This window comes from Flavobacterium amniphilum (assembly GCF_023634845.1).
Lineage (GTDB): Bacteria > Bacteroidota > Bacteroidia > Flavobacteriales > Flavobacteriaceae > Flavobacterium > Flavobacterium amniphilum.
This window is the reverse complement of record NZ_JAMLJL010000010.1, coordinates 108355-135248: the sequence shown is the minus strand read 5'-3', so window position 1 is coordinate 135248 and position 26894 is coordinate 108355. Positions and strand designations below refer to the sequence as shown.

The following is a 26894-nucleotide window of genomic DNA, read 5'->3' as shown; positions in this document are numbered from 1 at the left end:
CATATAACAGACAGACTGTTCTTCATTTAACTCATTGATTCATTATCTGTTAATGTATACCCAACCGGTCACAGTTGATCCGTCAGCTTTTGTAACAGTATAGAAATAAGTACCATCCGGTAATTTTTCCCCTTTATTGGACTGACCTTTCCATTGTGTTGTATAATTTCCGCTGAAAGCATACACTTCAGTTCCGTAGCGGTTGTATATAATCAAGCTTCTTACATCTAATCCCGTTAAATCAAAAGTTTCATTGCTTCCGTCATTGTTTGGTGAAATACCTCTTGGAATGTCCACACAAGAAGCATCAATGGTCAGCGAAACTGAATTCGATGCTGCATTAGTACATCCGTTCTGCAGAATTTCATAAGTAACCGTATAAGCACCACCTGAACTTCCCAATAAATTGATTTCACCAGTTACCGAATCGATATCCAATCCGTTAGGCTGTGCGCTAAAAGTACCACCCGAAGTAAAATTCGGATCTATTGTTATCACCGGATTTGGATCATTTTTACAGAACAATACGTTGTCGTAACTGAAGCCTACATTCGGAACAACGGTTGGGTTAACCGTCACTTCAATAGCAGCTCTTGGGCCAATACATCCGTTAGCATCAACTGCACTTACATAGTAAATTACTGAACCTGTAACTGACGTATCCGGAATTGGAGCCGTAGTTGAACCTGTACCCCCTGTTGGTTGCGTAAACCAAAGTAAAGTATGATTAGCCGGAGCCACAGCTGTTAAAGCAGTCGCCGTTTGATTCGAACAGTAGTCAACTTGTGCTGTAACTGTCGGAAGTGTTGTAACACCTTGATAAGTAACAGTCACGGTAGAATCACAATAGCGGGTTTTCCAATGATAGATATAAACACCCGGAGTTGCAAATCCTGAAACAGTAGCTGTTTTGTTACTTGGTGTATCGATAGTGGTTACCGCAGGATTTGAAGCATCCGCAGACCATTCACCAATACCTTCTGCTTCAACCAAAGTTGATGCCTGGCTACATCCAAGAGTAATGGCGTCATTTTTAACCCTGATATTTGCTTTAAAATTAGCCGCATCCAGAATGTGTCCGATAGCATTTTCTACAACACGGAAAATAAAACGTGTTTTGGTTTGACCATTCGGAACAGTATAACTGCCCTGAATTAAATCCCAAATCAAACTATCTGCATGGTCTTCAGCAATCACGGTAAATGGTCCGGAAGGTGGTCCTGCAAACAATTGAACCGTTGTTCCTGTTCCGTTAGTGCGTCTGGTTGCACTTGCAAAACTGTAATCCATCACAGTGATTTCCGAAGTATCGAAATCTTTATACAATCCTTTTATATTAGGATCATTAGGATCCCAGTCATCTGCACCATCCTGTGTTAACTGAAGATACTGTCCTCCTTCATAAGCTATAGCATCACCAAGGGTACTTTCTTGATAGAACACTGTTTGCCAATCGGTATTTACTCTCCAACCCGGTATTACTGTTGCATCAATAATCGTAGAAATTCCTGTCACATTTTGCATCGGTAATTTTTCAAAACTATAATTGAATGCATTCATATTACAGGTATCAGCCGGCGCACTTACACAGATGTCAAATCGCTTGTCATTTGGTCCTGAAGCATTAAGTGTTAATCTGACTTTGTAAGTATTGCCCACAACCAATTCTGAAGAATACATAGTGACTAAAGAATTGTTATCACTGCAGGCTTTCTCAACCAGAGAGCCATTAGATTGTACTTCATACAAAGACATCATCACTTTTGGCCAAACTCCCTGATAGCTACTGGTATAGTAACTACCCGGATTGAAATTGCTCAATTCAACAGTATGCACTTTTGATGTTGCTACAAATTCATACCAAATATCTCCACCATTTGTGCCCCCACAAGTTGTTGGAATATTCGAAGCTGTTGCTCCTATAAAAGAAGCATTTGTTCCCTGAGATGAACAAGTCCCGTTTGAATTCACCTGAAGACGGATCGCCGTTGTTGGTTCATCATTTTTGATAAATACTTTTGGTCCTGTCCAATAACTTTTCGAAGATCCGCAAACCGCTCTTACAAAATATTCATTGGTTCCAGCCAAAGGATAAAAGAAATCTGAAGCCTGAGGTGTATAAGACGGAATACCATTACTAATTACAACTCCTGATTGTGGGATTGTACCATGACCTAATGGCTGAATGGCAACTTCCCATTGGGTTTCTGAACCACCCGAAGTCCAAGATAACACTCCTGTATTACTTACTGTAAGGTTAGTTGGCTGTGGACAGGTAATTGCTCCACAAGTTGCAGTTCCTGTATAAATATTCGTATTTATAGTCCCCAAACCAAGCGGGCTGGTCCATACCACATTACCTGACTGATCTTTGATCACTGCTTGTGCCTCAGAATATTGGGTTCCGCTACCAGATCCATCCCAATATAAACTGAATTCAACTCCTGTACATAAAAACACTTGGTGATCCAGTACAGTTGGCTGATTAGGTGCATCTATCGGAAAAGTAAGAGTTTGAATCACTGTACCATTTTGAACCACATTCAAACCACGGTATACTTGTCCTGTATTTCCATTACTTAGTGAAATCGTATATTGGCATACATTTGCCATGTCACATTTGGTAAGAATATCAATTGGTCCTACCCATGTACTTTGCGAACTTCCGCTACAAACCGCTCTCACATAAACCTGATACCTGGTAGAAGGCGTAAGCCCTGTAACTGTATAAGGATGTGCCGAAGCCGTATGCAAATATTGAGGAAGGGTACTGCCCACCGGAGCAGGCGTACCAAAAGGCTGTACTGATAATTCCCATGATGTTTCAGTACCTGCCACCCCCCAGTTAATGATAGCAGTTGTATCCGTAATGTTCCCATTTACAAGGTTAATTACTGGTGGACATACCGGAATATCTTCCACTATCACATTATCGATAAAAGTATATTGACCTCTGTAATTCCAAGGATTTGCCGGGTAAAATGGTGTATGGAAACCGATATTAATATCTGTTGGTGATGTAATATCTGTCAAATTAATAACCATTTCACGTGTTTCCTCATTATTGATAACTTCATGAATAAATTCAACATGCAGTACACCTGCTTGGGTTACAGTAGCATTTTCAGACAATGTAATCGTTAAGCCGTTTTTAGCAATAACGGTAGTACCGTAAGGAATTGGGAAATCAGGAATATACACTCTGTCTCCTACTCTTACTCTTTGACTTGAAGCTACGGTTATTGTATTACTCCCAGCTGTAGTTCCGCTTGCGTCTGTAGTAGTTGCATAATTATTTTCATATAAAATAGTTGAAAACTGACTTGTAGCAGTACCTCCTGTTGAAAGCATTACTTTTAAATCTTCTTCAAAAAAGTTATTATACACTTTATAAGAAAAACGTAGCCTTTGTCCTGCTCGTGCTTTAAGTGTTGGTGTAATTAACCAGTCATTGTTATCACCGTTCATTCCTGTAAACAACGCTGCCATTTGGTCACCGGCAATAGGCTGAACCGTTTGGTTAAGACTCCAACTGTTGCCATCAGCATTATCATTCACAATTTTCCAACAGCTTTCTGTTGATGAAGTAGTATCAAACGTTTCAAAAAACGGTGTTTGTAAAGGATTACAAGCGGTTCTGAAAACAACCGGACCAACCCATTCACTGCTTTCTGTGGCATTACAAACCGCTCTGATGTAATATTCATAAGGTCTGTCAGGCGTTAAACCAGTAGCATTATATGAAGGTGTGTTATTAACGGTCGTACCTGAACCGGTAGGAATCCCTCCTCCTTGTTGCTGAATAACAATTTCCCATTTATTTTCAACATTTCCTGCTGTCCAACTCATATTAGCTGTGCTGGAAGTAACATTTGAAACTGTCAAATGAGATGGGTTTGGACATGGTGGTGCATTTTCCACTACAAAATCATCCACCACAATAATTCCCGTATTACTCGGATCTGACATGTTAGGAGGAAGTCTGAAAGCAAAATACGTTACTCCGGTTCCATTAAATAAAACTGAATCTTCCATAAAACTTGGATTCGCGAAATCATGCATCGGAATCAAAGTTGTATACGTGCTGAAATCAGGTGTTGAAGACATCAATACTTCAAAATTTCCTCTTGGAGCCGGGAAAAAAGGTGATGTCACCACTCGGTATTTAAAGCGTACTCTTTTAGCACCAACTGCATTAACAGGTGCACTGATCAACCAATCGTTGTAAGATGCAAACGGTTCAAAAAAGTTAACCGGCTGTGGATATATTGATGCTTCAGTTCCACTGATTCTCCATTCTGCAGGATCGTCATCAACATTATTTGTTGACCAACAGAATTTTTTAGTGTTTACATCAGTATCATTAAAACTTTCGTAATATGGAGTTGGCTGTGCAATACACAAAGTATTGAAATTAGCCGGACCTGCCCAAGTACTTTGCAAAGTAGAAGAACAGTAAGTTCTCACGTAAAATTCGTATCGTGTCGAAGGATCCAAGCCTGTGATAGTATATGGATTTGTATTCACAATATTCACAACGGCTCCTGTAGCCGGAGGGGTTGTTGGAGTCCCTGTTCCCAAAGGTTGCGCTACCAATTCCCATTGACTGCTATTGTAACCGTTAGTCCATGAAACCTGTGCCGAAGTCGACGTTATGGAACTCACATTCACTATCGGATAACTTGGTTCTGAACAAGCCGGAAGATCTTCAATACAAACATCATCAATGTAAATCCATGTTCCGGTTTGATTAGCCCCAGACGGTATTATCCAGGCAATATTGATATCTCCGACAATATTTGGTAATGGCACCACCATTTCAATAAAATTATAGGCGGTAGTGTATGATGCCAAAGGAACAACTGTTGTTGTAAAGTTTTGACCACCAATTCCCGTAGTCGAAATTTTAACCTCAAAAGAACCCGGTCCTCCTGTAGGATTATCTACGATAAGCCCCCAGTTTCCGTAAATATTGTATTTAAAACGCAATCTTTTTTGTGTAACCCCATCCAAATGAAATTGAGGAGAAATCAACATATCATTAGTATTTGTACCTGCATTTGAAGTACGCAATTTTGCTACCGGCTCATTAAATCCGTTATTACCAAAATGGAAAAAATCACTGTCATTGTTAAGATTTAACTGAGACCAGCAATCATTCTTCGCCGAATCTTCGAATCCATTACAATAAGGCAATGGTAAAATATTACATGGTGTTCTGAAAGTTAAAGGAGCTGACCATGCTCCCGGTGTACCACCACAAACAGAACGTACATATACATAATAAGTTGTAGCTGCAGTAAGTACCGGGCTAGGATTATTGCTATTTGTACCCGCCGGATTGATAACATCTGTGCCATTAGGGGTTACAGGAGAAGTTTTTACTACATATTCCCAGTTACTGACTAAATTCTGAGGATTATCCCATGAAAAAGTCGCACTTGTTTGTGTTAAATTGTTATATGATAATCCTGAAGGAATCGGACAAGATGGTTGCGATAACGTAAATGTGAAACATATACTTGCGCCTGGTTGTGTATCGCTATGCGGAAAAGGCGAAGAAATCACAAAATAATACGTTTGACCAGCCAACATGTACATGTTTTGAATCTGTCCTGATGTTGCACCTGATGACTGGCCAGTTGTAATTGACCCCAAACAGTTTGCCGTAGTACCTATGTTACAGCTGTCAAAAATAAAAACACTTGATAGGTTATTGTAGCATCCTGTTGAATAGTTAGTAGTTACAGCCATATTCACGTTTACCAAGCCTGAAGTTGCCGGCGTATAAGATAAAAAGGCGTGATCACCATACAACCAGTTTTGCGTTGATCCAAAAGGCTGGCAACTTAAGCTCTCTGAATCTAAAGGTGTATAGTTTTGAGTATCGTGAAACGTATCGAGGTTAGTACTTAATACGTAAGGTGTTGTTGAAATATTTGCAGGAATAACTATCGGGGTTGCACAGGACAATCCCAATTTAGCAGTTGTAATCTTAAAAGGTCCTGCCCATCCGCTGGCTGTTGTAGCATCACAAATGGTTTTTATGTATACATCATATGTTGTCCCATTATTAAGAGGAGGAGTCCCGGCTGTAGTTAAATTAGTTGCATTAAACGAGGTTCCGTTTACAGGAGTACCTGTTGCCGCAGGGGCAAAATTCTCATCACCAATTTGAATTTCAAAATTGTTTGCTAAAGGATGTGTCCAGTTTATGTTACCACTGTTAGCCGACATGATTGAAGTGATTCCGGCAACTTTGGCACAACTTTCAATTACCCTCACATTATCCACAAACCAAATATCACCACTGGTTCCGGAAAGGTTTGAAGCATCCTGATTTGTAACGGCAACAAACGCTAAATAGACCGGTATCCCTTGCGGAATAGAAGGAAGCGGAACAATTTTTTCAGCATAAGTCGTTGCCGGAGTATTTAGTTGGGCCTCTGTCCAAGAAGCTACCACAACATTAAAACTGCTGATATCAGGCTGCGTAGCCGTAGAAAGTCTCAACTGATAAACCGCACCTTTATTGACAAAACTTCCCTGCTTAGTCCAAAACCGGATTTCCGGATTGTTTGGGGTTGTAAATTGTGGGGAAATCAGAAAATACTCTGCAGTTGTCCCAACAGTATTGTTTAAGGCAGGATTCACTTTGGCCCCCGGAGTGCCTAAATAGCCTTCGGCGGGAGTTGTAGCAATCCAATTGTTCGTTACTGTCTGACTACTCGTAATAGCCCAAGTGGCGGGAATTCCTCCACTGAAATCTTCTAAATTCAATTGTGCCGAAGCTACATTTGAAAATAACCCGAACGTAAAAATCATCAGAATGGCCATCCCGTAATTTTTCCTGAATTGGAGAAAAAACCGGGAAAGAAACAGCCAATTTGAAATGTGTACTTCTTTTCGCATTTTTTTTAATTTTTTTTGGGGGTTGAAAAATAAAAACTGATATTAAAAATGGGAGCAAGATGATCTTAAAGATCACCTCACATCCCATGAAAATTATTTTTTGACAACTTTAAAAAGTTGAACATTTTCTTCTGAATACACTTTGATTAAATAAGTTGACGCTGCAAACCCATTAAAATCAAATTGAACTGTATCAGTATTAACATCTAACACTTTTAATTTTTGCCCTAATAAATTATAGAACTCAACTTTTGTTATTGCATTTTTTGCCGTAATTGTTAAATGATCTGTAACCGGATTTGGATAATATTTCAATCCTTCTATTTCAAAATCATCATTATTCAAACATGGTCCTTGTGCAAATACTCCAAACCTCGGTCCTTCACAACCATTTACAGTTTGTGACACATAATAAGTTGTATTGGCAACTGCTGTTGTTGAAGTTGGCAATACGTTTCCTGAAGTAGCAGCATCATACCATGTAAAAGTTGCCCCACTGTCTCCATTAACAGAGAAATCTGCTATAGTACCTGTTAAACAAGTATCCTGAGAAGTTGTCCCGGTTGGTGCCAAAGTGTTCACAACAGTAGCCGTTACCGGTACTCTTACTGATTCACATATTTCATCATAAGTCAGATTATGGAAACAGTTTGTTGCATTAGCTGTAGTACTGATCACATCATTAAGACCTGAAACATTACCTGTAAGTTTAAGTGCAGAGCCTGTCGGATAAGTTATTGCAGCTGTACTGTTTCCTAGTGTATTGGTTGTTGCAGCCAGACCATACGTTGCCACTAATCTGTAATCTTTACCTACAGGAATAGCATAATTAAGTGTAACGACCTGAGAGGTTGTACCAACAGTACCGGTTACCAATGTTGGCGTAAAAGTTACGGGAGTTGTTCCTGAAACAACATTTCCAGCAGCATCAAACAATGCAATTGTGATTGGTGTAAGTGCCGCAGTGTTTTTAGGATAAACCGTAACCGTTTTTAATTTTATATTGTTTGTCACATCAAACGCGATACCTTTAAATAATGCAGATGAAGCAGCTGTTCCTGTGTAAACTCCTGTATTTACAGAACCTGCTGATTCTGAGCCTGAAGCCACATAATAAGTGGTAGTTAAAGAAACACTAGGACTGTAAGCAGTTCCAGTAGCAATCAAATTACCACCTGAAGCTGCATCATACCAGTTTAGGATTGTGCTTCCTGATGCAGTTAGATTAGCAGTTCCGCTAGTACAAACAGAAGCTCCGTTCACACTGGCATTTGAAGCTGATACAGTAATAGTAACCGGTGTAGAAGTTCCCGTGCTTGCAGAACAAGTCACATTACATTTATACATGGTATCTACAGATGGAACTGCAATGTAAGTTGCTGCATTAGCACCTGAAATAGTATTCCATGAGCTTCCACCATTCACAGAACTTTGCCATTGATAAGTTACACCCGCTCCAGTAGTAGGACTTGCTAAACTTAACGTAGTTGATTGTCCTGAGCAAACTGAAGCAGAAGATGCCAAAGTCGCCCCAGGTGTTGGAGTTCCTGTGCATCCAGTTCCTTCAGAATAAGAAAAGTTACCTAAGAAACCACCTGTTTGAGGAGTAGTTAAAACAATTGAAGGAAAAGCCGGTATAGAGAAATGAGCAGCGTCAAAAGTTATCGCAGATGCCGGAGACGAAACGATATCATATGTTCCTTGATCAGCAGCAGCATGAACAATAACATTTGAAGCTGTAACTGAAGAACTTGAAGCCGCTAATCTTACATTATAACCTGTAAAAATTCCTGCAGCACCTACTCTGCTAACTTTCCATCTGTTAGTACTTAAATTTGATCCGTTAACAGGGTTAACAGTTCCTGAATTCGTATCAAAAGCTTCAGCCATCAATTCAACACCACCGGTTGAGGAAATTAAGATTGGAAGGTATTTCCCATTTTTCCCTGTAGGGAACAATTTTAATTGTCCAATGGTATTATCAAACCTGTTAGCGTGAACACATGGTCCGTCTACATAAGCTGTAACGCTACCTCCACTGAAAGCACCTCCAAAATATGTTGTCCCCATAACATCTTGAACACCACAATAAATCGGGTTAGCAGCTGAAGTATGTAGAATACCATTAGTTAAAGTAACTGAACCCCATACCCTGAAATTAGGCACCTGTAAAGTTACCCCAGCAGAATTTGCGTTGTTGATAGTTAAAGCCGATAAAGCATAACCTGCTAAAGGTCCGTTAGTCAATGACCATTGATTTGTTTCCCAAATCCCTGAGCCCGAAATTGTCTGTGCTAGTGTTGTTGGTACAGCTGTACCATTAATTAAGTTCCCTAAAGTTAAACCTGTGCCGGCTGAAGGGAAATTGATTGTACCGTTATTTATAATATTACCTCCAACATAAACCGTTGCATTCGCAAACGTCTTTCTAAAAGCACTTCCGGCAGTAACCGTAAATGCATTCTGAACGTTCATATTGTAAGCGTTATTAGCATTATTGCTGCTCACATTCATAAACCTGTTGTTCCCGTCAGGTGCATCAACTGTTAAGTTCCCTAAAGAGAATAATCCTCCCAGTGCCTGAAATTGACAGTTAAATCCTGTTGAGATCAGCGATGTGTTTTGCGCTGATATACCATCCCCAATTTGAAGTGTATGATTCAGTCCTGCAGCATAGTGAATTGGCGACGCATAAACAAATGAACCACTTGAAAGTGTATTGAAAGGATAAAAATCCATAACCAGAGGAGACGGAGCTCCAACTTGGATAGCTTCAGATAAGGTTACTTTCGCACCTGTTACATCAGTTACAAATGTTCCTGGCTTGATACCTGTCCCTGAAACGGTCATCCCCGCAACTATGCTAGGATTGGCGGCTGTTAAAATTACTGCGTATGATCCCGGATTTACCCCTGTAAAAGTCAATGTCTGTGGAGTTGCGATTGGAGATATAGCTAAACCCGTAACTGAAGACGATAAAGTGATTTTAACAATATTAGTTGTCGAGTCATTATTAAAATTTATTCCTGTAATAACTGTCCCAACTGGTATACCAGGACCAGAAACTCCTGTCCCTATTGCTAAGTTAGCATTCGTTGCATTAGCTTCAACAACTACAGCAGAACAATTGTTTACCATAGAAGAGAAATTAAGAGGAGTTGCTGCTGGAACAGGTGCAGTAACCGGAGTTGATAGTGTTAATGTTACCGGAGGATAAGGGAATCCAAAGGCCCCCACTGTAATAGCTGTAATAGTTGTACCTGCAGGAATATTAGCATGTCCGGATATCACCTGACCAACCGCAAAAACATTCACAACATTACCCATACTGGCTGAACTTCCGGTAATACTTCCGCTAACAGTAAAAGTACCTGTAGCTCCCTCTGTATTCAATGTGTAATTCCCTATTGAAGTAGCAGAAATTGGTGATCCAATATTAACCAATGGATCCACAATTGTAATTTTACCACCAGTTAAGGCTAAATTTGAAGTTTCAATTTTACATGAAGTACCTCCAAAAGCAACTGAAGTTGCTACATCTCCATTATTATTACTATCGATGATAATTTCACCGCCTGTCTGATTAAAGAAACTTCCGGTTTTGTGAGCAACAAAACCGTTCACTTTTAAATTACCGGCAGTCATTGTATGTGTACCGTAATTGTAGAAAGCAGAATTGTTATTGGTACAACCTACCGTCATTGTAGTGGCACCCGCATTATTTGTCAAAGTACCTCCTTTATTGATAATTACACCTGCAGCATTAGCTGTCGTTGTAACCGTAACATTATGTCCGTTAGCAATAGTAGCCACATTACCACAAGCAGGAACTACACCTCCAACCCATGTAGATGGAGTATTCCAGTCACCTGAAGCTGCTGATACAATACCGGTTGCTGTATTCAAAACAGAAGTAGCATTAACCCCAACATAAACAGGAGAAGCAGTCAAATCAGCAAAAGGTACTCCTTTTCTGAAAACAAATGGTTGTGCTGTTCCATCCTGATGTATACCGGACATAGCAGTTGACAACTTCATCAATCTTGAAGAACCATCGATGGCCTCAAAACCTCCGTTTGCATATACTCCAACCCTATTTGTTGGTGTTGTAGCGTTTGGTACATAAACCAGAGCCGGTCCTGCCGGAATAGCATTACTGTCAGGAGTTGAAAAAGCCCAATTCCCGTTATATCTTTTATTGATTGTATAACTTCCGTCAGCAATCGAAAGGCTTCCTGTTGCCGTTGTCGCATCAGTATAAGTTACCGCAACTTCACCAGCAGTAGTCGGATTGGCTTCCGGCAATAAATACAATGATCTGTCCAAGCCTGCATTACTGATAAAAGGATACCATAAAGGCTTATAATTATTATCTGTTCCCGGATATTCGGTTCCCGGTTGTACATCTTTAGTATTTGAACCTGAAATCCATCTTGAAATCATTCCGCTTGTAAAACCGCTACCCAGTACAATTGTGGTTGCATTTAAAGAACCAAAGTTTCCAAGTACTAATCGGTTACCTGAAGTAACACTTACCCTTCCGCTTGTTAAAATTAAGCCACCATTAATCCTTACACCGTTTACATTCCAAATAACATTGGATGTAGCTGTATTTGTATTGGTAACTTCCAATTGGTTTAAAACACCGGCTCTGTTACCAAATGCGTTAGTACCTGGTGCAGATCCACCCATAAAACCAGCAGGATCAACTGTTATCGTCTGAAGCAAAGACCCGTTAAGTGTCAATCTTCCCTGAAAAGCCGTAGTAGTACCAAAACTACTGTCAAATCTGGCAGTTGGCCCTACATCTAAATTATGTCCTAATTTTAAATATTTACCGTTTGTGCTGTCATGATTATTGAATCTTGCCCCGCCCGCAGCAAGGTTTAAGTCGTTATTGATGGTGAATTCATCCATAACAGTACTTATGGCATATTGCACCAAAGTATTGAGTCCCGCCAAGATTAAATCCTCGCATCCTGAATATCTTGAATCGATCATTACTGCTTCGTTATCATTATCAAGGATTACGGTATCTGCAAAAGTTGGTACTTTTCCTCCATCCCAAGTATTGGTTTGTGACCAAAGTCCGGATTGAGCACATGTAATTTCTTCAGGTATTCTTGATGTAAGTGAAATATTATCAATTGCTGCCGGAGGAAGTGTTCCTGCGGAAGAACTGTTTGTCCATACGAAAATCAAACGGAATGTTGTTCCTGCAAGTGACTTTGGAACAAATGCTGTAGTTTTTGTAGTGGCTACCTGCGGATTAGAGTTAAAAGAAATTAAGGTTGCTCCCGGCCATGACACTCCATATGTGAATGGTGAAGTCACTTGAGTGTTGGTTCCTGTCACCGATTGGGTAACCGGTGCGGCCCATACTTGCCATCCAGCTCCTGAACCCGGTGCAGATTTTACATCAAAAGTCAGGGTAATTGCTTTTTCAGCGGAAGGAACAGTAACATCTCTGTAAAAATATAAAGTTCTGTTACCTGAATAACCTCCATAAGAATTAGTCACCCCATTATCATTAGTTACATAAGCAGCATTACCTGAAATCGCAGCCGATGTAGCATTAAAAGTTAACGTTTGGGCCACAGCAAGAGCTGTTCCGTTAATAGATGCTTTCGATAATCCTAATGCCGTACCATTGATACTCGCTACATAAGTATTAACATCTATAAATCCAGGTATCGGAGCAATAGTCATTCCCACTGATATGTTAGGATTAGCCGCAGCCAGAGTAACTGAATAGGTATTGGCAGCGATTGAAGCAGTAGTCAACTGAGTAGTACTAACACTGATTCCTCCTGTAAATTTCCCAAAACCTAATGTAATACCTGAGCCACTTGCAGTAGCATTTTGGGATAGTGTTAATGTTGTTCCTGAAATACTTTGAACAAAAGTATTAACCGGGATATTAGTCCCGTAAACCATTTGCCCTTGGATAATGTTTGCATTTGCAGCTGTTAAAACAACTGTTGCAGATGAAGCTGTGGTCGTTCCAACTGATGTTGTTCCTGACGCAGCTGTACCAACTGTCCATTTAATAGGACCAGTTCCCTCATTGGCAACCGTCCATCCGTTTGCCGCAAATGTATTTCCTAAATTAAATCCACCATTTGTTAACGGATTAATTAATGTAGTTTGTGAAAACAAACTACCGGAAAAACAAAAAAGTGACAAAATCAGAAACACACTATAAAGTAGTTTGTCCCGATCTTTAAAAACAAAGTATTTTATCACTTTGTTAAATGGTAATTTTTTGTGCATAATCATACTATTTTTTCGGTTAGCAGTTCAATGCATAAAAATAGACAGACAACACATACACATAGCGTCTATGGCTTTGTCATTTACTGAATTTTGAAAGCAAAAAAAACTTCAAAAACCCCTATAAAACAAGACATTAGACCAACCAAGCATCAAAATCAAAACCCCATAAAAACAGGTTGTTTTTATGGGGTTTTGGCTACATTTTTACTTGTTTCTGAAAGGTTTCTTATTAAAAAATAAGCAGTAAAAATGTTAAAATAACTTCAATTTAGAAAAAACTACTTAAATAAGTAATTAAAACAAAAAGTTACAATAATTTAATTATTATGTTATTTTAACAAAAATATCTCAAAAATAAAGAGAATGAAAGAGTCGTAGAAATTTCAAAAAAGGATTATAAAAAAATCAGATGTTAAACTTCTTCGTTACCGGATTTATCGTTTTGTAGTGTTTGAATAGTCCGATGAAGCTTTTCAATTTGAGCTTCCGATCTTCTTACATAAATCATAAAAGCAGCTATTAAAAAACCAGACACCATAAGAACAATAATTATTGCATACCAAAACTGAGGAATTGCATCCTCCATTTTCTTCTTCTCTTCCTGTTCTTTTTGAAGAAGAGAATCACTTACCGAAGTCCGCTCCTGCTCTTTAAGCTTTCTTTGCGTTTTTAGGTATGCTGTCCGGTACTTAGTATATTTCTTCCAATCATTTAGAGCAAGGTAATTTTCCGACAGCCCTTTGAAAACTTCCTGATTTAAAACCAAGTCATTAACATCCTTGGAAACTACCAATGCTTCTTCCAGAATTTTTACGGCATCCCTGTACTTGCCTTCCATCGTATAAACCTGAGCCAATCCTTTTTGGGCAAACGCCAAAAGACTCTTGGCATTCGTTTCCTTAGCATAATCGATTGATTCCTGAAAACTCGTTGTAGCCGATTTTGTATCCGACATCAATAGATAGCAGTTCCCTTTATTATACTTAGCAATACTGATTTTACTCGCATTCGTCTTTAAATTTTTATCCAGAAGCAATTCAGTTATTCCGCGGTCAAAATAATTAATCGCGATATCACAGTTTAATTTTTCCTTGTAAATAAACCCTCTTACAATATAATTCACACCCAGAAAGGAATGAACAGAATCCCTCGAAGAGTATTCCATACTTAGTTTTTCAGCTTCGTCGAGATATTGAATTGATTTATCATAGACTTTTAACTGATGGTATTGAATCCCGGCTTTATTAATTATCAAAATCTTCAAAAGTTTATCCTTTGATTGCGGCAACAACTCATTTGCTTTTATAACATATTTCAATGATTGCTTATAATCTCTCTTTGAAGAATAGCCATCTGATATTAATTTATATCCCCTTATTTTAATATCCACATCACTCTCCGATTCATTTACCACAAGCTTTCCTGCCGCAATAACCGCATCCGGGTTCTCATACATTTTAGCAGCATTTGCCTTGATTACACTGTCAAGACGCTCTGAATTCTGCCCATCAACCGAAACCGTCAAAAAAACAAAAACAATCAGGATAAAAAAATGCACAAATGAATCAATCTTTAATTTCATGCCAGTCGTTTAAAAATTAGCAACTTCTTTTTCATCTTTCAGAAGCTCGATAAAGGTTATGGGAGCAATCCCGGTAATCGATTTAAAAACTGTCGCAAAACTACTGTGCGAAGAAAAACCACAGGTTTCAGCCAGATAACTAATCTTGTAATTAATAAAATTAGAATCGGATTTTAACTTTTTAACTATAAAATTAATACGGAGCTTATTAATATAAGTATTGAAGTTGACATTATAGTGTTTATTAATAACCTCTGATAAATATTTAGTATTTGTTTCAAATTGACCTGCCAAAACCGCCAAAGACATATCTTTATTAGTAAAACGGGTCGAATTTTCAAAACGCTTCAATTTACTTAAAAGCAATTGCTCAGTTTCCTGAGGGACAAAAAACTTTTTACCAACATCTTTCTTTTCGGTAAAACGGATAATGAAATTATTCCGGGTTACTTCCAGATAACTGATGATTTCATTAAGCCTTTTCTTCTTCCAATAATATTTAAACCAAACAAATCCGCATCCCATCAATATTACCAGAAAAAGTGACAACACCACATAAAGTTTAGTGAAATATCCACCCAATTGACTTTTATAATATTCTTCCTGCTCCTTAACAATAAGATTGTAAGCCGTATTAACAGATTCCTGATCGGCATTTTCCAACAATGCCTGGGTTTTTAAAAATTCATGGTTATACCGTTTATAATTAGCACTGTCATTTAAAACAATAAAATTAGCAACCAATAACTTATTAGCCGTATCTATATAATATAAATTTTGAAGCTTATTGGCAATTTCCAATGCCTTCATAAGATCCCGGGTTCCGTCTTCAGGCACTTTTTCATGGAATTTTATTGTCGCTAGCCCCGTTAAGGCATAAAATTCAGCAAAAATATTCCGTTCTTTTTCCTTATCGAGAGAATGCAAAACCTCGTTGTAATAAAATTTTGCTTTATCAAAATCACCCAACCCAAAACTAGTTCTGCCTTTTATAATAGTATACTTCAGATTAAGAAACGGATAATTTTTCAAAGTAGACTCAAATGATTTTTCTTCTTTCTGCAATTTCCCGGAAGCTTCTTTATAATTCTGACGCTCCAACAACAAAGCCAGTTGCTCAAGGCTAATAGAAGTTTCAAGGAAATCTTTAACTGTTTGATCTTTTATCTGCAATATTTCCTCTTTGGCAAGTTCTATATATTTCCGGGCTTGTTTGTCCAGATACAAAGTCCGCAGAACAATTGATTTCTCAATCAAAATCTGAATTCTGTCAACAGGAAGTATCCCCGAAGCATTTTCATCAGCCAGATACAAATAATTCAACACATTATTATGATCCCCTTTGACTTTGTAAATTTCAGCAATCAAAAAATGAATTCTGGTTTTTTCAACATCAGAAATATTACCATTCAAAAGATGTTGGGCAATTTTCAAAGCATCATCAGGCTTGGAATAAATCAATTCCTCCGACTCTTTAAACAAAGATTCACGTTTTATAAAATCCTTCGCTTGCATTCCACCAGCAGCCAAAAACACATTCAGGTTAATTAAAATCAAAAGGAAAAATGTAATTTTCTTATCTCTCATCTGAATTTGTTTTTTTGAAGCAAGCAATTTGTAAGGTCACACAAATGTATCTATAATGTGAAAGTTTTAAAAATCCTTTGCTTAACTAGTAAAAAACAGTAAAAAATTATAATTTTATTTTTATTTAAATTTAACAAAATTCAAACAAAATAAATAAAATTTTAAGTATTTTAAAGTCAATTTAGCAATAAATCAGAATTGTTTAAAAAAAATAACGGAAATGGGCTATTTTGTGATTTTAAAAAACAGATTTTACCCTCTTATTTAACGATACCTTAACATCTTATAAAAGATAAAAAGGCAAACTTTACTGTTGTTTTTTTAACCGATTCTAATAGTAATGAAAAGAAAATTTTTTTTTATCATTTTAACATTAATACTTAATTTCTCACTTTTTTCACAGGAAAAGTTCACTTTTAGCGGAACCGTATCAGATGCAAAATCCAATGAGAAGCTAATTGGTGTGGCAATACAGATAATCGAAACCGATGCAATTGTCTACACAAACGAATATGGTTTTTACTCTATAACACTTCCCAAAGGAACTTATACTGTTGACTTTTTCACTTCAGGCTTTACATCGCATACTGAACAACTGGTTTTGGACAAAAACATGAAACGGAATTTTTTTCTGAGAGAAGAAAACAAACAAATCAAACAACTTGATGAGATTGCCGTAACAGCAAAAAACAGAGCAAACATCCGGAAACCTGAAATCAGCATCAACAAACTTACTATACAAACTATCAAGCAAATGCCGGTCGTATTAGGAGAAGTAGATATCATTAAATCACTTTTATTCTTGCCAGGAGTAACCAATGCCGGTGAAGGTCAATCAGGATTCAATGTCCGCGGAGGAGGTGCTGACCAGAATCTGGTATTGCTGGATGAAGCAACCGTATATAACTCTTCACATGTTTTTGGATTTTTCTCTGTCTTTAATCCTGACGCCATCAAAGACCTTAAGCTATATAAAGGAGGTATTCCGTCGCGTTTTGGAGGCAGGGCTTCTTCAGTTTTGGATATTTACCAGAAAGACGGAAACAGCAACAAATTCGCCATGAATGGTGGAATCGGATTAATTACGAGCCGTGTATTGGCCGAAGGTCCGATTGTAAAAGAAAAAGGCTCATTTCTATTCGGTGCCCGCGGTTCTTACGCGCACTTATTCTTAAAATTTACAGACAATGACAACAAAGCTTATTTTTATGATTTAAACACCAAACTGAATTACAAACTAAACAATAACAATAACTTATACCTTTCAGGATATTTCGGAAGGGATATCTTTACATTAAGTGAAAGTTTTACCAATACGTATGGTAACAGCACCCTTAACTTGAGATGGAACCATTTATTTTCAGACAAATTATTTTCCAATCTGTCCCTAATTTACAGCGACTATTACTATGGTCTGAAACTCGACTTCATTGGATTTAACTGGGATTCAGGAATCAAAGCCTACAATCTGAAATATGATTTCAAACATTATCTTTCAGACCGCACTAAAGTAAATTACGGTGCAAACGCTATTTATTACAATTTTAATCCGGGAACAGTAGAACCAATCGATGATGAGTCTTCCATCAATTACCGTCAATTAGACAGGAAATATGCTCTTGAACCTTCATTCTACTTCGATGTAGAACAAAGCCTAAGGGAGAAAATATCCATATCTTACGGTTTGCGCCTGAGTTTGTTTTACAGATTGGGTGAATCTACCATCAATTATTACGAAAACAACCAACCGGTGGTTTATGACGAAGAATTGAAAATTTACGAAAAAGGAACTCCAATCAGCACCCAATATTTCGGAAGAAACAAAACAATCGAGAACTTCGGTTATTTCGAGCCACGCTTTGCCATGTCTTATGAAATCAATAAAGACCAATCGGTAAAAATGGGTTATAACCGAATGGTACAATACCTCCAATTGATTTCAAACACTGCTTCTCCCACCCCGCTTGATGTTTGGACTCCGAGCGACAATTATATCAAACCTCAAATTGCAGATCAGATATCATTAGGCTATTTCAAGAACTTCAAAGATGATAATTACACTCTCGAACTTGAAACCTATTACAAAGGCGTACAAAATAGGATGGACTATATTGACGGAGCCGATTTAATTGCCAATGAAGCCATTGAACAGGTTATTCTCAACGGACGCATGCGTTCTTATGGACTGGAGATGCTTTTACGCAAAAACACAGGAAATTTCAACGGATGGATTGCATACACCTTATCAAAATCAGAACAGCAAACTCCGGGAAGAACCCCAACCGAAATTGGTATCAACTACGGAAAATGGTACCGATCAGCTTACGACAAAACCCACAATGTGGCAGTTACCGCCAGTTACAAATACAACGACCGATGGACATTCGGAGGAAACTTTACCTTCCAGTCCGGGCAACCCGTAACCTACCCGGCAGGGAAATATGTATTTGAAGATGTAGTTGTTCCGTACTATAATTCCCGCAATGACAACCGTTTACCGGCTTACCATCATCTTGACGTGTCAGCCACTATGAAAACACGTCAAAAAAGAGAAAAAAAATTAAGCAGTGAGTGGGTTTTCAGTATTTACAACCTGTATAGCAGAAAAAATGCCGCTTCCATCAGTTTCAGCCAAAACAGTGAAACCGGTAAAAACGAGGCAACGCGCTTATCAATATTCGGAATTGTTCCGGCAGTTTCTTACAACTTTAAATTTTAAACCATGAAAAAGTTTTTATTCATCATCGTTATAGTTTTCTTATCCGTTTCATGTCAGGACACTGTTGATATTCCACTCAACACTGGTGAACCTAAATTGGTCATCAATGCCATAATTAAATGGCAAAAGGGAACCACAGGTGAAAACCAAACGATAAAGTTGAGCCTCACAAACGACTTTTACACAAATGATATTATTTTTGCCAATGGAGCAACCGTAACCGTGACCAATAGCAGTAATACAGTTTTTAATTTTGTTGAAGTGCCTGATTCAGGTGATTATGTTTGCAATAACTTTATTCCGGTCATCAATGAAGACTATACACTTTCAGTAACTTATCAAGGACAAACTTACACTTCTACTTCAAAATTACTGGCCACTCCTCCTATCATCAATGTCCAACAGGAAACAGTACCGGGACCAACAGGTGAAGACGAAATACAGGTAAAATTCTTCTTTCAGGACAATGATGCAGAAAACAATTTTTACTTACTGGGAGTTAAAAACTCTAAGAAAAAAGTACAGGAATACGGAGTCGTAAGCGATGAATTTTTTCAGGGAAATGTGATGTTCGGATTTTACGCAAGTGAAGTGGAACAGGGAAAAACATTAAAACTAGCACTACAGGGAATTACCAATTCATATTACAATTATATGAACAAATTAATCCCGATTGCAAGTACAAATACCGGAAACCCTTTCGCAACGCCACCGGCGACACTCAGAGGCAATATTATCAACCAAACCAACATTGAAGATTATCCGTTAGGTTACTTTGCTTTAGGCGAAATTGACACACGGGAATATGTTGTCCAATAATTTCTTACTTTTGAAGGCTCATTTTTGAGCCGAATCCGAAATCTGAAATCAAATGTCTTCACACCATATCGTACGGGATGACCAGGAACCTGCTTTAATTATTGCCAATGGAGCCGAATGTTCCCGTGAATTAATGGATCAATTACTGGAGTGGTCACCGCTTGTAATTGTATTGGATTCGGCAATAGAACGGGTATTGGAATTGGGTATTAAAATCGATGTCTTACTCGGCGATTTCGACCGTGGTTTTGATGCCGATTACTACAAAGAAAAGCAATATCCGCTAGAAGTCATCCACACGCCGGACCAGGACAAAACAGATCTTGAAAAAGCTTTTGACTTCCTGATTGAAAGAGGTCATAAAGCCGCCAATGTAATCTGGGCAACGGGAAAAAGAGCCGACCATACCATTACAAACATTACAAACATTGTACATTACCGTAACCAATTGAAAATTGTCATCCTCGACGATCATTCAAAGATTTTTTTATTACCGAGGAAATTTGAAAAATGGCATACAGCCAATACTCCCATTTCATTAATTCCAATTGGACATGTATCTGGTATTACCACACAAAATTTATTCTATCCGTTAAAAAACGAAACACTTACCATAGGCTACAGAACCGGCAGCAGCAATCATGTAATCAAGGACGGGTTAGTAACAATTGAATATACCGGAGGAGATTTACTGATGATGGAATGTTTCGATTAAAAACGTAGCCAAAATTCTTCTTACCTTTGTACCTCAGATTTTTTGCTCCCGAATAAATGAAACCAAATATAACTCCAGAAAAAAAGAATTTACACCCAAGAAACCCACACCGTTTTGGGTATGATTTTGAGCAATTGGTTTTAGCCAACAAGGAATTAAAAGAGTTTCTGACAACAAACAAATTCAATCCTGATTCTGACGAAAAAACAATCGATTTCAGCAATCCGAAAGCCGTAAAAGCACTCAACAAAGCACTTCTGATCAGTCATTATAATATCGCCGACTGGGATATACCGGAAAATTACCTTTGCCCTCCAATTCCGGGAAGGGCCGATTACATTCATTATATTGCTGATTTATTGGCTGAAACCAATAACAAAATCATCCCCGAAGGTTTAAGCGTACAAGGCTTGGATATCGGTATCGGAGCTAACTGCATTTATCCGATAATCGGCAACGCTGTATACAACTGGAGTTTTATCGGAACCGACACCAACGAAGAATCGCTTCAAAGCTGTAAAAAAACCATTCAGAAAAACCCAAAGCTGATTGACTCCGTCAGTTTACAAAAACAAACAGAATCCCGGTTTATTTTCAAAAACATCATCGAACCTGAAGATCGTTTTGCATTCACCATTTGCAATCCTCCTTTTCATGCTTCTGCGGCAGAAGCCGTAAAAGCCACATCCAGAAAAGCTAAAAATCTGCAATACAAACAGGCATCAAAACCGGTATTGAATTTCGGAGGACAACACACAGAATTATGGTGCAACGGCGGCGAAATAGGTTTTCTGACCCAAATGATTTATGAAAGTGTAAAATACCCTCAACAGGTACTATGGTTTACCACATTGATTTCTAAAAAAGAAAACCTCAACAAGATTTACAAACTGCTAAAGAAAGTCGGAGCCATTGACGTTAAAACCATCGACATGGCACAAGGTCAGAAAACGAGCCGTATGGTGGCATGGACTTTTCAGTCGGAAGCCCAACGTAAAAACTGGAAATTTTAAGTTTTTTTATAGTCCGCCAAATAAAACTTTAGCTTTTTACTTTGTAACTTAGCGACTGTCAACTTTGCAACTTAAAACAAATGAAATTCCAAGTCATATCCGATTACAAACCGATGGGAGACCAACCCCAGGCTATCAAAAAATTAGCCAAAGGGATTATTGATAATGAACAATACCAAACGCTTTTGGGTGTAACAGGTTCAGGAAAAACATTCACGGTTGCAAATGTCATTCAGGAAGTACAGCGCCCAACATTGGTCCTGGCCCATAACAAAACGCTTGCCGCCCAATTATACTCGGAATTCAAACAGTTTTTCCCGAATAATTCGGTACAATATTTCGTATCGTACTATGACTACTATCAGCCGGAGGCTTTTATTCCCGTAACCGGAACGTATATCGAAAAAGATTTATCCATCAATGATGAATTGGAAAAACTGCGTTTAAGCACGACTTCTGCATTGCTTTCAGGACGACGGGACGTATTGGTAGTTGCATCGGTTTCGTGTTTGTACGGTATCGGAAACCCGGTGGAGTTTCAAAAAAACGTAATTTCAATTGAACGGGACCAAACCATTTCACGTACCAAATTTTTGCACCGCTTGGTTCAGAGTTTGTATTCGAGAACCGAAGGAGATTTCACTCCCGGAACATTCCGCATCAAAGGCGATACGGTTGAAGTGTACCCAAGTTATGCCGATGAACCTTTCCGGATCCATTTTTTTGGTGATGACATTGAAGAAATTGAAGCTTTTGATACCAAAACTTCCAAAGTAATAGAACGGTACGAAAAACTGAATATTTATCCCGCCAACATGTTTGTTACCTCTCCCGACGTATTACAGAATGCCATCTGGGAAATTCAGCAGGATTTAGTCAAACAGGTTGATTATTTCAAGGAAATAGGAAAACATCTGGAAGCCAAAAGACTGGAAGAACGAACCAATTTCGATCTGGAAATGATCCGGGAATTAGGCTATTGCTCCGGAATTGAGAATTATTCAAGGTATCTCGACGGACGTGAAGCCGGAACAAGACCGTTCTGCTTATTAGATTATTTTCCTGATGACTATTTAATGGTGGTCGATGAAAGTCACGTGACCATTTCACAGGTACACGCCATGTACGGAGGCGATCGCAGCCGTAAAGAAAATCTCGTGGAATATGGCTTCCGTCTTCCCGCTGCCATGGACAACCGTCCGTTGAAGTTTGAAGAATTTGAAGCATTGCAAAATCAGGTTTTATATGTTTCGGCAACACCGGCCGATTACGAATTACAAAAATCGGAAGGTATTTATGTCGAACAGGTTATCCGTCCAACCGGCTTATTGGATCCCATCATTGAAATACGCCCCAGTCTAAACCAGATTGATGATTTGATTGAAGAAATCCAGCAACGGTGCGAAGTTGATGAGCGTACATTAGTCACAACCCTGACGAAAAGAATGGCGGAAGAGTTGGCCAAATACTTGACAAAGGTATCAATACGTTGCCGTTATATCCATTCGGATGTGGACACTCTGGAACGTGTGGAAATCATGCAGGATTTACGCAAAGGGGTTTTTGATGTACTGATTGGTGTTAACTTACTTCGTGAAGGACTTGATTTACCGGAAGTTTCCCTGGTGGCCATCTTAGATGCTGACAAGGAAGGTTTTCTCCGAAGCCATCGCTCGCTGACACAAACCGTAGGACGTGCCGCCCGTAATGTTAACGGTAAAGCCATTATGTACGCAGACAAAATCACGGCTTCGATGCAAAAAACAATTGACGAAACCAATTACCGCAGGGAAAAACAGATGAATTTCAATACAGCAAATAATCTGGTTCCAAAAGCACTCAATAAAAGCCTTGGTAATGCACTGAGCAATAATTCAGTTTCTACAAAATACTATGAGGAAAAAGTACTGAAAGCTGCTGAACCGGAAAGTGAATATTTATCAAAACCTGAAATTGAAAAGAAAATCCGTGACAAACGCAAAGCCATGGAGAAAGCCGCAAAAGAACTGGACTTCATGCAGGCGGCCAAATTAAGGGACGAAATCAAATTACTTCAGGAAAAAATTTAATTATTTGTTGAAAAGACAGAATTCAGATTCAAACGGAATTAATTTATTGGGAAACAATTTAAATGTTTCTTCAGATTTCGGAATTTACAAAATATCTTTTCCAAAAAACGTAACGCCGGGTACTTATGATCTTACCGCCAATAGTGATTTCGGAGCCGGTATTCCAAATGCTGATAACCATGCAGAATTCGATTTGACTTCCGGTAGCTTAACGATCACCTCACATAACGGAAACAATATTGTGGGAACCTTCAACTTCACAGTGAATAACGGTTCAGAAACGATTACAATTACAAACGGAAGTTTCGACATCACACACAAATAAAAAAAACAGGAAATTACTTACGCGTTATATTTATTTTAATATTTTTGTTAAGTCAACATATCCCAATCTAAAAATTTATGAAAAATTTCCTAAAAACACTAAGTCTTGTTTTGACTGGACTATTATTATTTTCATGTAGCGGTTCAGATGACGCTACAGGCAACTCATCCATTTCAGGTACAATCGATGGACAAAGTTGGTCATCTTCCGGTGCAATCGCAAGCATTGAAGATTACTCAACTGACGACGAAAATGTACATATTCTGGAAATTGCCGGAGTAAAGACTAATGGTTCATCCATGACCTTCCAGATCCCAATTACAGATTTAACAGTGGGCACCCACAGCTATAACGATGAAAGCGAAGCAATGATGACCTATGTATCAGCAAATGAAGAAATTTATTTCAGCACTGAAACAGGATGTTCATTTACTTTAAATATCACTGAAATCAATAGCAACACCGGAAGGCTGTCTGCTACTTTTACTGCAAACCTGAAAGACTTGGAAGGCAGTGGCCTTTCCATCACAAATGGGGAAATAAACAATGTCATGTTGATTAACAATGATTATTACTCAAACGGTACAATGACATTGACCCGAAACGGTGGAACTGCATTTACCATGGATACTGACAATAGTGATGGTAAATTTTTAATGATTTCACAAACTTCTGTTTCTGATGCAGTTAATTTATTCGGAAACAATGCAAATATTTCTTCAGACTTTGGGATTTACAATGTATCTTTCCCAAAAACCGTTACACCGGGAACGTATAATCTGGCTACTGCAAGTGGTTTCGGAGCGGGAATAGGAAATTCTGACGGACAGGCTGAATTCAACCTGACTTCCGGTAGTTTAACCATCAGTTCACACAACGGAAACAATATAGTAGGAACCTTTAACTTTACTGTGAATAACGGTTCACAAACCGTTACAATCACAAACGGAAGTTTCAACATTACACACAGATAAAAGAAACAAAAATCCCTTGATCACTCAAGGGATTTTTTATTTACTGCTTGATCAACTTCAAGGAATTTCCTTTCTCAAATTGGAGAAAATACAATCCAACCGGCTGGTTTTGGATGTCTATTCGGTTTGCTCCAAAAACCAAACTCCCTTTCTGGATAGTTTGCCCTAATACATTTACAACAGAATAAAGATGGTCAGCAGGCGAATCTACAGTATAAATTCCATTCCCGGGATTTGGATACAAACGAAATGTCTCCGTATCAAATGCATCATTTCCTAATGACGGATCTGACATTTTTTGGACAAATCCATCTTCAGCTCCGGCACTCACAACAGAATCAACAGAAGATGAATTCGGATTGAAATAACAGGTTCCGTTAAAAGTACCGGTGGTTATAATTTTATTATTCGCATCAATTCTGATAAAATTCCCTACATCATTACCTGTACTTCCAAAACGTCCGGCACTCACAAAACTACCCGAATCAGTTAACTTTTGCACAAAAACATCATTCCCTCCGTTTGTAGTCAAACTGGTTGTCGCTACTCCCGGATCGAAATCAACAGTACCGTTGAAATAACCGGTGGAAAATACATTTCCGGAACTGTCACACGTAATAGAACTAATGAATTCAGCACCGGTGCCACCAAATGTTTTGGCCCATAAAGCCGATCCGGCACTGTCAAATTTAACAATCACATTATCAGTACTACCGTTCGAAGGAAAATTAACCGTAGCCGGACTTAAAGGCACCATTATCGTTCCGGTAAAATTAGCCGCCACATAAATATCTCCGGCAGTATTAACCACAACACTTCTTCCGTACTCTTCATTTCCTCCCCCAATACTTTTTACCCATTGGTAATTGCCTGAAGTATCCAATTTCAGCAAAAAACAATCAGATGCTCCTCCAACCGGCCCGTAGTTTTGCACTACCGGACTCGGATCAAAATCGGTCACAGCACCAAAATTACCCGTTGCATAAACATTCCCCGCTGCATCTGTAGCTATACCGTTTACCGATTCACTACCCAAAGAACCAACCTGCTTTGCCCATTGGTAGACTCCCGATGTATTGTACTTAATTATAAAAAAATCATTAGTACCACCAGTTGACGTAAAAACAACCGGTTCCGAATCTACTGCCATCGGTCCTTTGAAATAGCCGCCCAGCATAACATTATTGTTTGCATCAACAGATACGGTTGTAACAACGACTGCATTACCTGAAACAGCATTAGTCGTGAATTGCTTCGCCCAGACATAAGTTCCGTTAGTATCCAGTTTCAAAAGAAATCCCTGCGGCGTAAAAACACCTCCCGCACCCATATTATTCACTCCTGCATCAGGGTTAAAATCCACTACATAAGCAAAATAACCCGCCAGATATATATTCCCGGTATTGTCAACCGCCATCGAATAAGCTTGGTCAAAATCGGAGCCTCCAATTTTTTTTGCCCAGACGAAATTTCCGGATGCATCGAATTTAGTGATGTAAAAATCAACTCCTCCACCGGCTGCACTGGTCAGCGTTGTGGTTCCGGGCCCGGGATCAGCATCAAAAGTCCCACGGAATGTTCCCGTTGTATATACATTTCCTGCAGCATCAACTACCGATGCATTCCCTCCGTCTACTCCTGTAGATCCAAAAGTCTTAACCCATTCAAAATTCTGTGCTTCGGCAACAACAACCGAAAATACAGCAACTACTAATACGTAAAGTTTTTTCATGATAATTTAGTTTTTCGTGTTTCTCAGGACAAGATTACTGCCTAAATCATCTTAAATAAGCAATCAATTCATAAACAGTCGGTTTGACTTCATAAATGGTAGTATTTTACAAAACAGAAAACTGCTTTTAATCAATTTATCTTGTATTTTAGCAATTCAATAACAAACTGA

12 protein-coding genes are annotated in these 26894 nt (G+C 38.5%); 7 read left to right on the top strand and 5 right to left on the bottom strand.

Translation table 11 applies throughout. The features are described from left to right. Positions 1-42: 42 nt before the first annotated feature. The 4 genes from NAT51_RS12700 to NAT51_RS12685 form a co-directional block, all read right to left on the bottom strand. Positions 43-6912: a choice-of-anchor J domain-containing protein gene (locus tag NAT51_RS12700; RefSeq protein WP_250598504.1), complete on the bottom strand. Its 6870-nt coding sequence runs from the start codon at positions 6910-6912 to the stop codon at positions 43-45. Positions 6913-7005: 93 nt separating this feature from the next. After that, complete coding sequence (locus tag NAT51_RS12695) at positions 7006-13185, bottom strand: T9SS type A sorting domain-containing protein (RefSeq protein WP_250598502.1); 6180 nt, start codon at positions 13183-13185, stop codon at positions 7006-7008. Positions 13186-13600: 415 nt separating this feature from the next. Next, the gene (locus NAT51_RS12690) at positions 13601-14770 is read right to left on the bottom strand and encodes a tetratricopeptide repeat protein (RefSeq protein WP_250598500.1); all 1170 of its coding nucleotides are present in this window, start codon (positions 14768-14770) and stop codon (positions 13601-13603) included. A gap of 9 nt (positions 14771-14779) precedes the next feature. Then, a complete protein-coding gene (locus NAT51_RS12685; RefSeq protein WP_250598498.1) occupies positions 14780-16357 on the bottom strand; it encodes a helix-turn-helix domain-containing protein in 1578 nt (525 codons plus the stop codon). A gap of 340 nt (positions 16358-16697) precedes the next feature. Between NAT51_RS12685 and NAT51_RS12680 the strand changes: the two genes are divergently transcribed. The 7 genes from NAT51_RS12680 to NAT51_RS12650 all read left to right on the top strand — a co-directional run bounded on the left by NAT51_RS12680 (position 16698) and on the right by NAT51_RS12650 (position 24991). Further along, on the top strand, positions 16698-19076 hold the full coding sequence (locus NAT51_RS12680) for a TonB-dependent receptor (protein WP_250598496.1): 2379 nt from the start codon (positions 16698-16700) through the stop codon (positions 19074-19076). Positions 19077-19079: 3 nt separating this feature from the next. Then, positions 19080-19895, top strand: a complete 816-nt coding sequence (locus tag NAT51_RS12675; protein ID WP_250598494.1) for a DUF4249 domain-containing protein — start codon at positions 19080-19082, stop codon at positions 19893-19895. A 52-nt stretch (positions 19896-19947) separates the two neighbouring features. Beyond that, the gene (locus NAT51_RS12670; protein WP_250598492.1) at positions 19948-20610 is read left to right on the top strand and encodes a thiamine diphosphokinase; all 663 of its coding nucleotides are present in this window, start codon (positions 19948-19950) and stop codon (positions 20608-20610) included. 56 nt (positions 20611-20666) lie between these two features. Then, on the top strand, positions 20667-21623 hold the full coding sequence (rlmF, locus tag NAT51_RS12665) for a 23S rRNA (adenine(1618)-N(6))-methyltransferase RlmF (RefSeq protein WP_250598483.1): 957 nt from the start codon (positions 20667-20669) through the stop codon (positions 21621-21623). An 80-nt stretch (positions 21624-21703) separates the two neighbouring features. Continuing rightward, positions 21704-23692 carry an excinuclease ABC subunit UvrB gene (gene uvrB / locus NAT51_RS12660; protein WP_250598481.1) on the top strand — a complete coding sequence of 663 codons (1989 nt, stop codon included), beginning with the start codon at positions 21704-21706 and terminating at the stop codon, positions 23690-23692. A 7-nt stretch (positions 23693-23699) separates the two neighbouring features. Continuing rightward, positions 23700-24017 (top strand): DUF6252 family protein, encoded by a 318-nt coding sequence (locus tag NAT51_RS12655; protein WP_250598479.1) that lies wholly within the window; start codon positions 23700-23702, stop codon positions 24015-24017. Between the two features lie 77 nt (positions 24018-24094). Beyond that, positions 24095-24991 (top strand): DUF6252 family protein, encoded by an 897-nt coding sequence (locus NAT51_RS12650; RefSeq protein WP_250598477.1) that lies wholly within the window; start codon positions 24095-24097, stop codon positions 24989-24991. A gap of 40 nt (positions 24992-25031) precedes the next feature. On the opposite strand, the gene NAT51_RS12645 is transcribed toward NAT51_RS12650, so the two are convergent. Next, complete coding sequence (locus tag NAT51_RS12645; protein ID WP_250598475.1) at positions 25032-26723, bottom strand: SBBP repeat-containing protein; 1692 nt, start codon at positions 26721-26723, stop codon at positions 25032-25034. Positions 26724-26894: the final 171 nt, after the last annotated feature.

What these genes read in the sequence shown, in the direction of transcription:
- NAT51_RS12700 (WP_250598504.1), bottom strand. Translation starts at nt 6,912, where the DNA reads ATGCGAAAAGAAGTACACATTTCAAATTGGCTGTTTCTTTCCCGGTTT.
- NAT51_RS12695 (WP_250598502.1), bottom strand. Translation starts at nt 13,185, where the DNA reads ATGCACAAAAAATTACCATTTAACAAAGTGATAAAATACTTTGTTTTT.
- NAT51_RS12690 (WP_250598500.1), bottom strand. Translation starts at nt 14,770, where the DNA reads ATGAAATTAAAGATTGATTCATTTGTGCATTTTTTTATCCTGATTGTT.
- NAT51_RS12685 (WP_250598498.1), bottom strand. Translation starts at nt 16,357, where the DNA reads ATGAGAGATAAGAAAATTACATTTTTCCTTTTGATTTTAATTAACCTG.
- NAT51_RS12680 (WP_250598496.1), top strand. Translation starts at nt 16,698, where the DNA reads ATGAAAAGAAAATTTTTTTTTATCATTTTAACATTAATACTTAATTTC.
- NAT51_RS12675 (WP_250598494.1), top strand. Translation starts at nt 19,080, where the DNA reads ATGAAAAAGTTTTTATTCATCATCGTTATAGTTTTCTTATCCGTTTCA.
- NAT51_RS12670 (WP_250598492.1), top strand. Translation starts at nt 19,948, where the DNA reads ATGTCTTCACACCATATCGTACGGGATGACCAGGAACCTGCTTTAATT.
- rlmF (WP_250598483.1), top strand. Translation starts at nt 20,667, where the DNA reads ATGAAACCAAATATAACTCCAGAAAAAAAGAATTTACACCCAAGAAAC.
- uvrB (WP_250598481.1), top strand. Translation starts at nt 21,704, where the DNA reads ATGAAATTCCAAGTCATATCCGATTACAAACCGATGGGAGACCAACCC.
- NAT51_RS12650 (WP_250598477.1), top strand. Translation starts at nt 24,095, where the DNA reads ATGAAAAATTTCCTAAAAACACTAAGTCTTGTTTTGACTGGACTATTA.
- NAT51_RS12645 (WP_250598475.1), bottom strand. Translation starts at nt 26,723, where the DNA reads ATGAAAAAACTTTACGTATTAGTAGTTGCTGTATTTTCGGTTGTTGTT.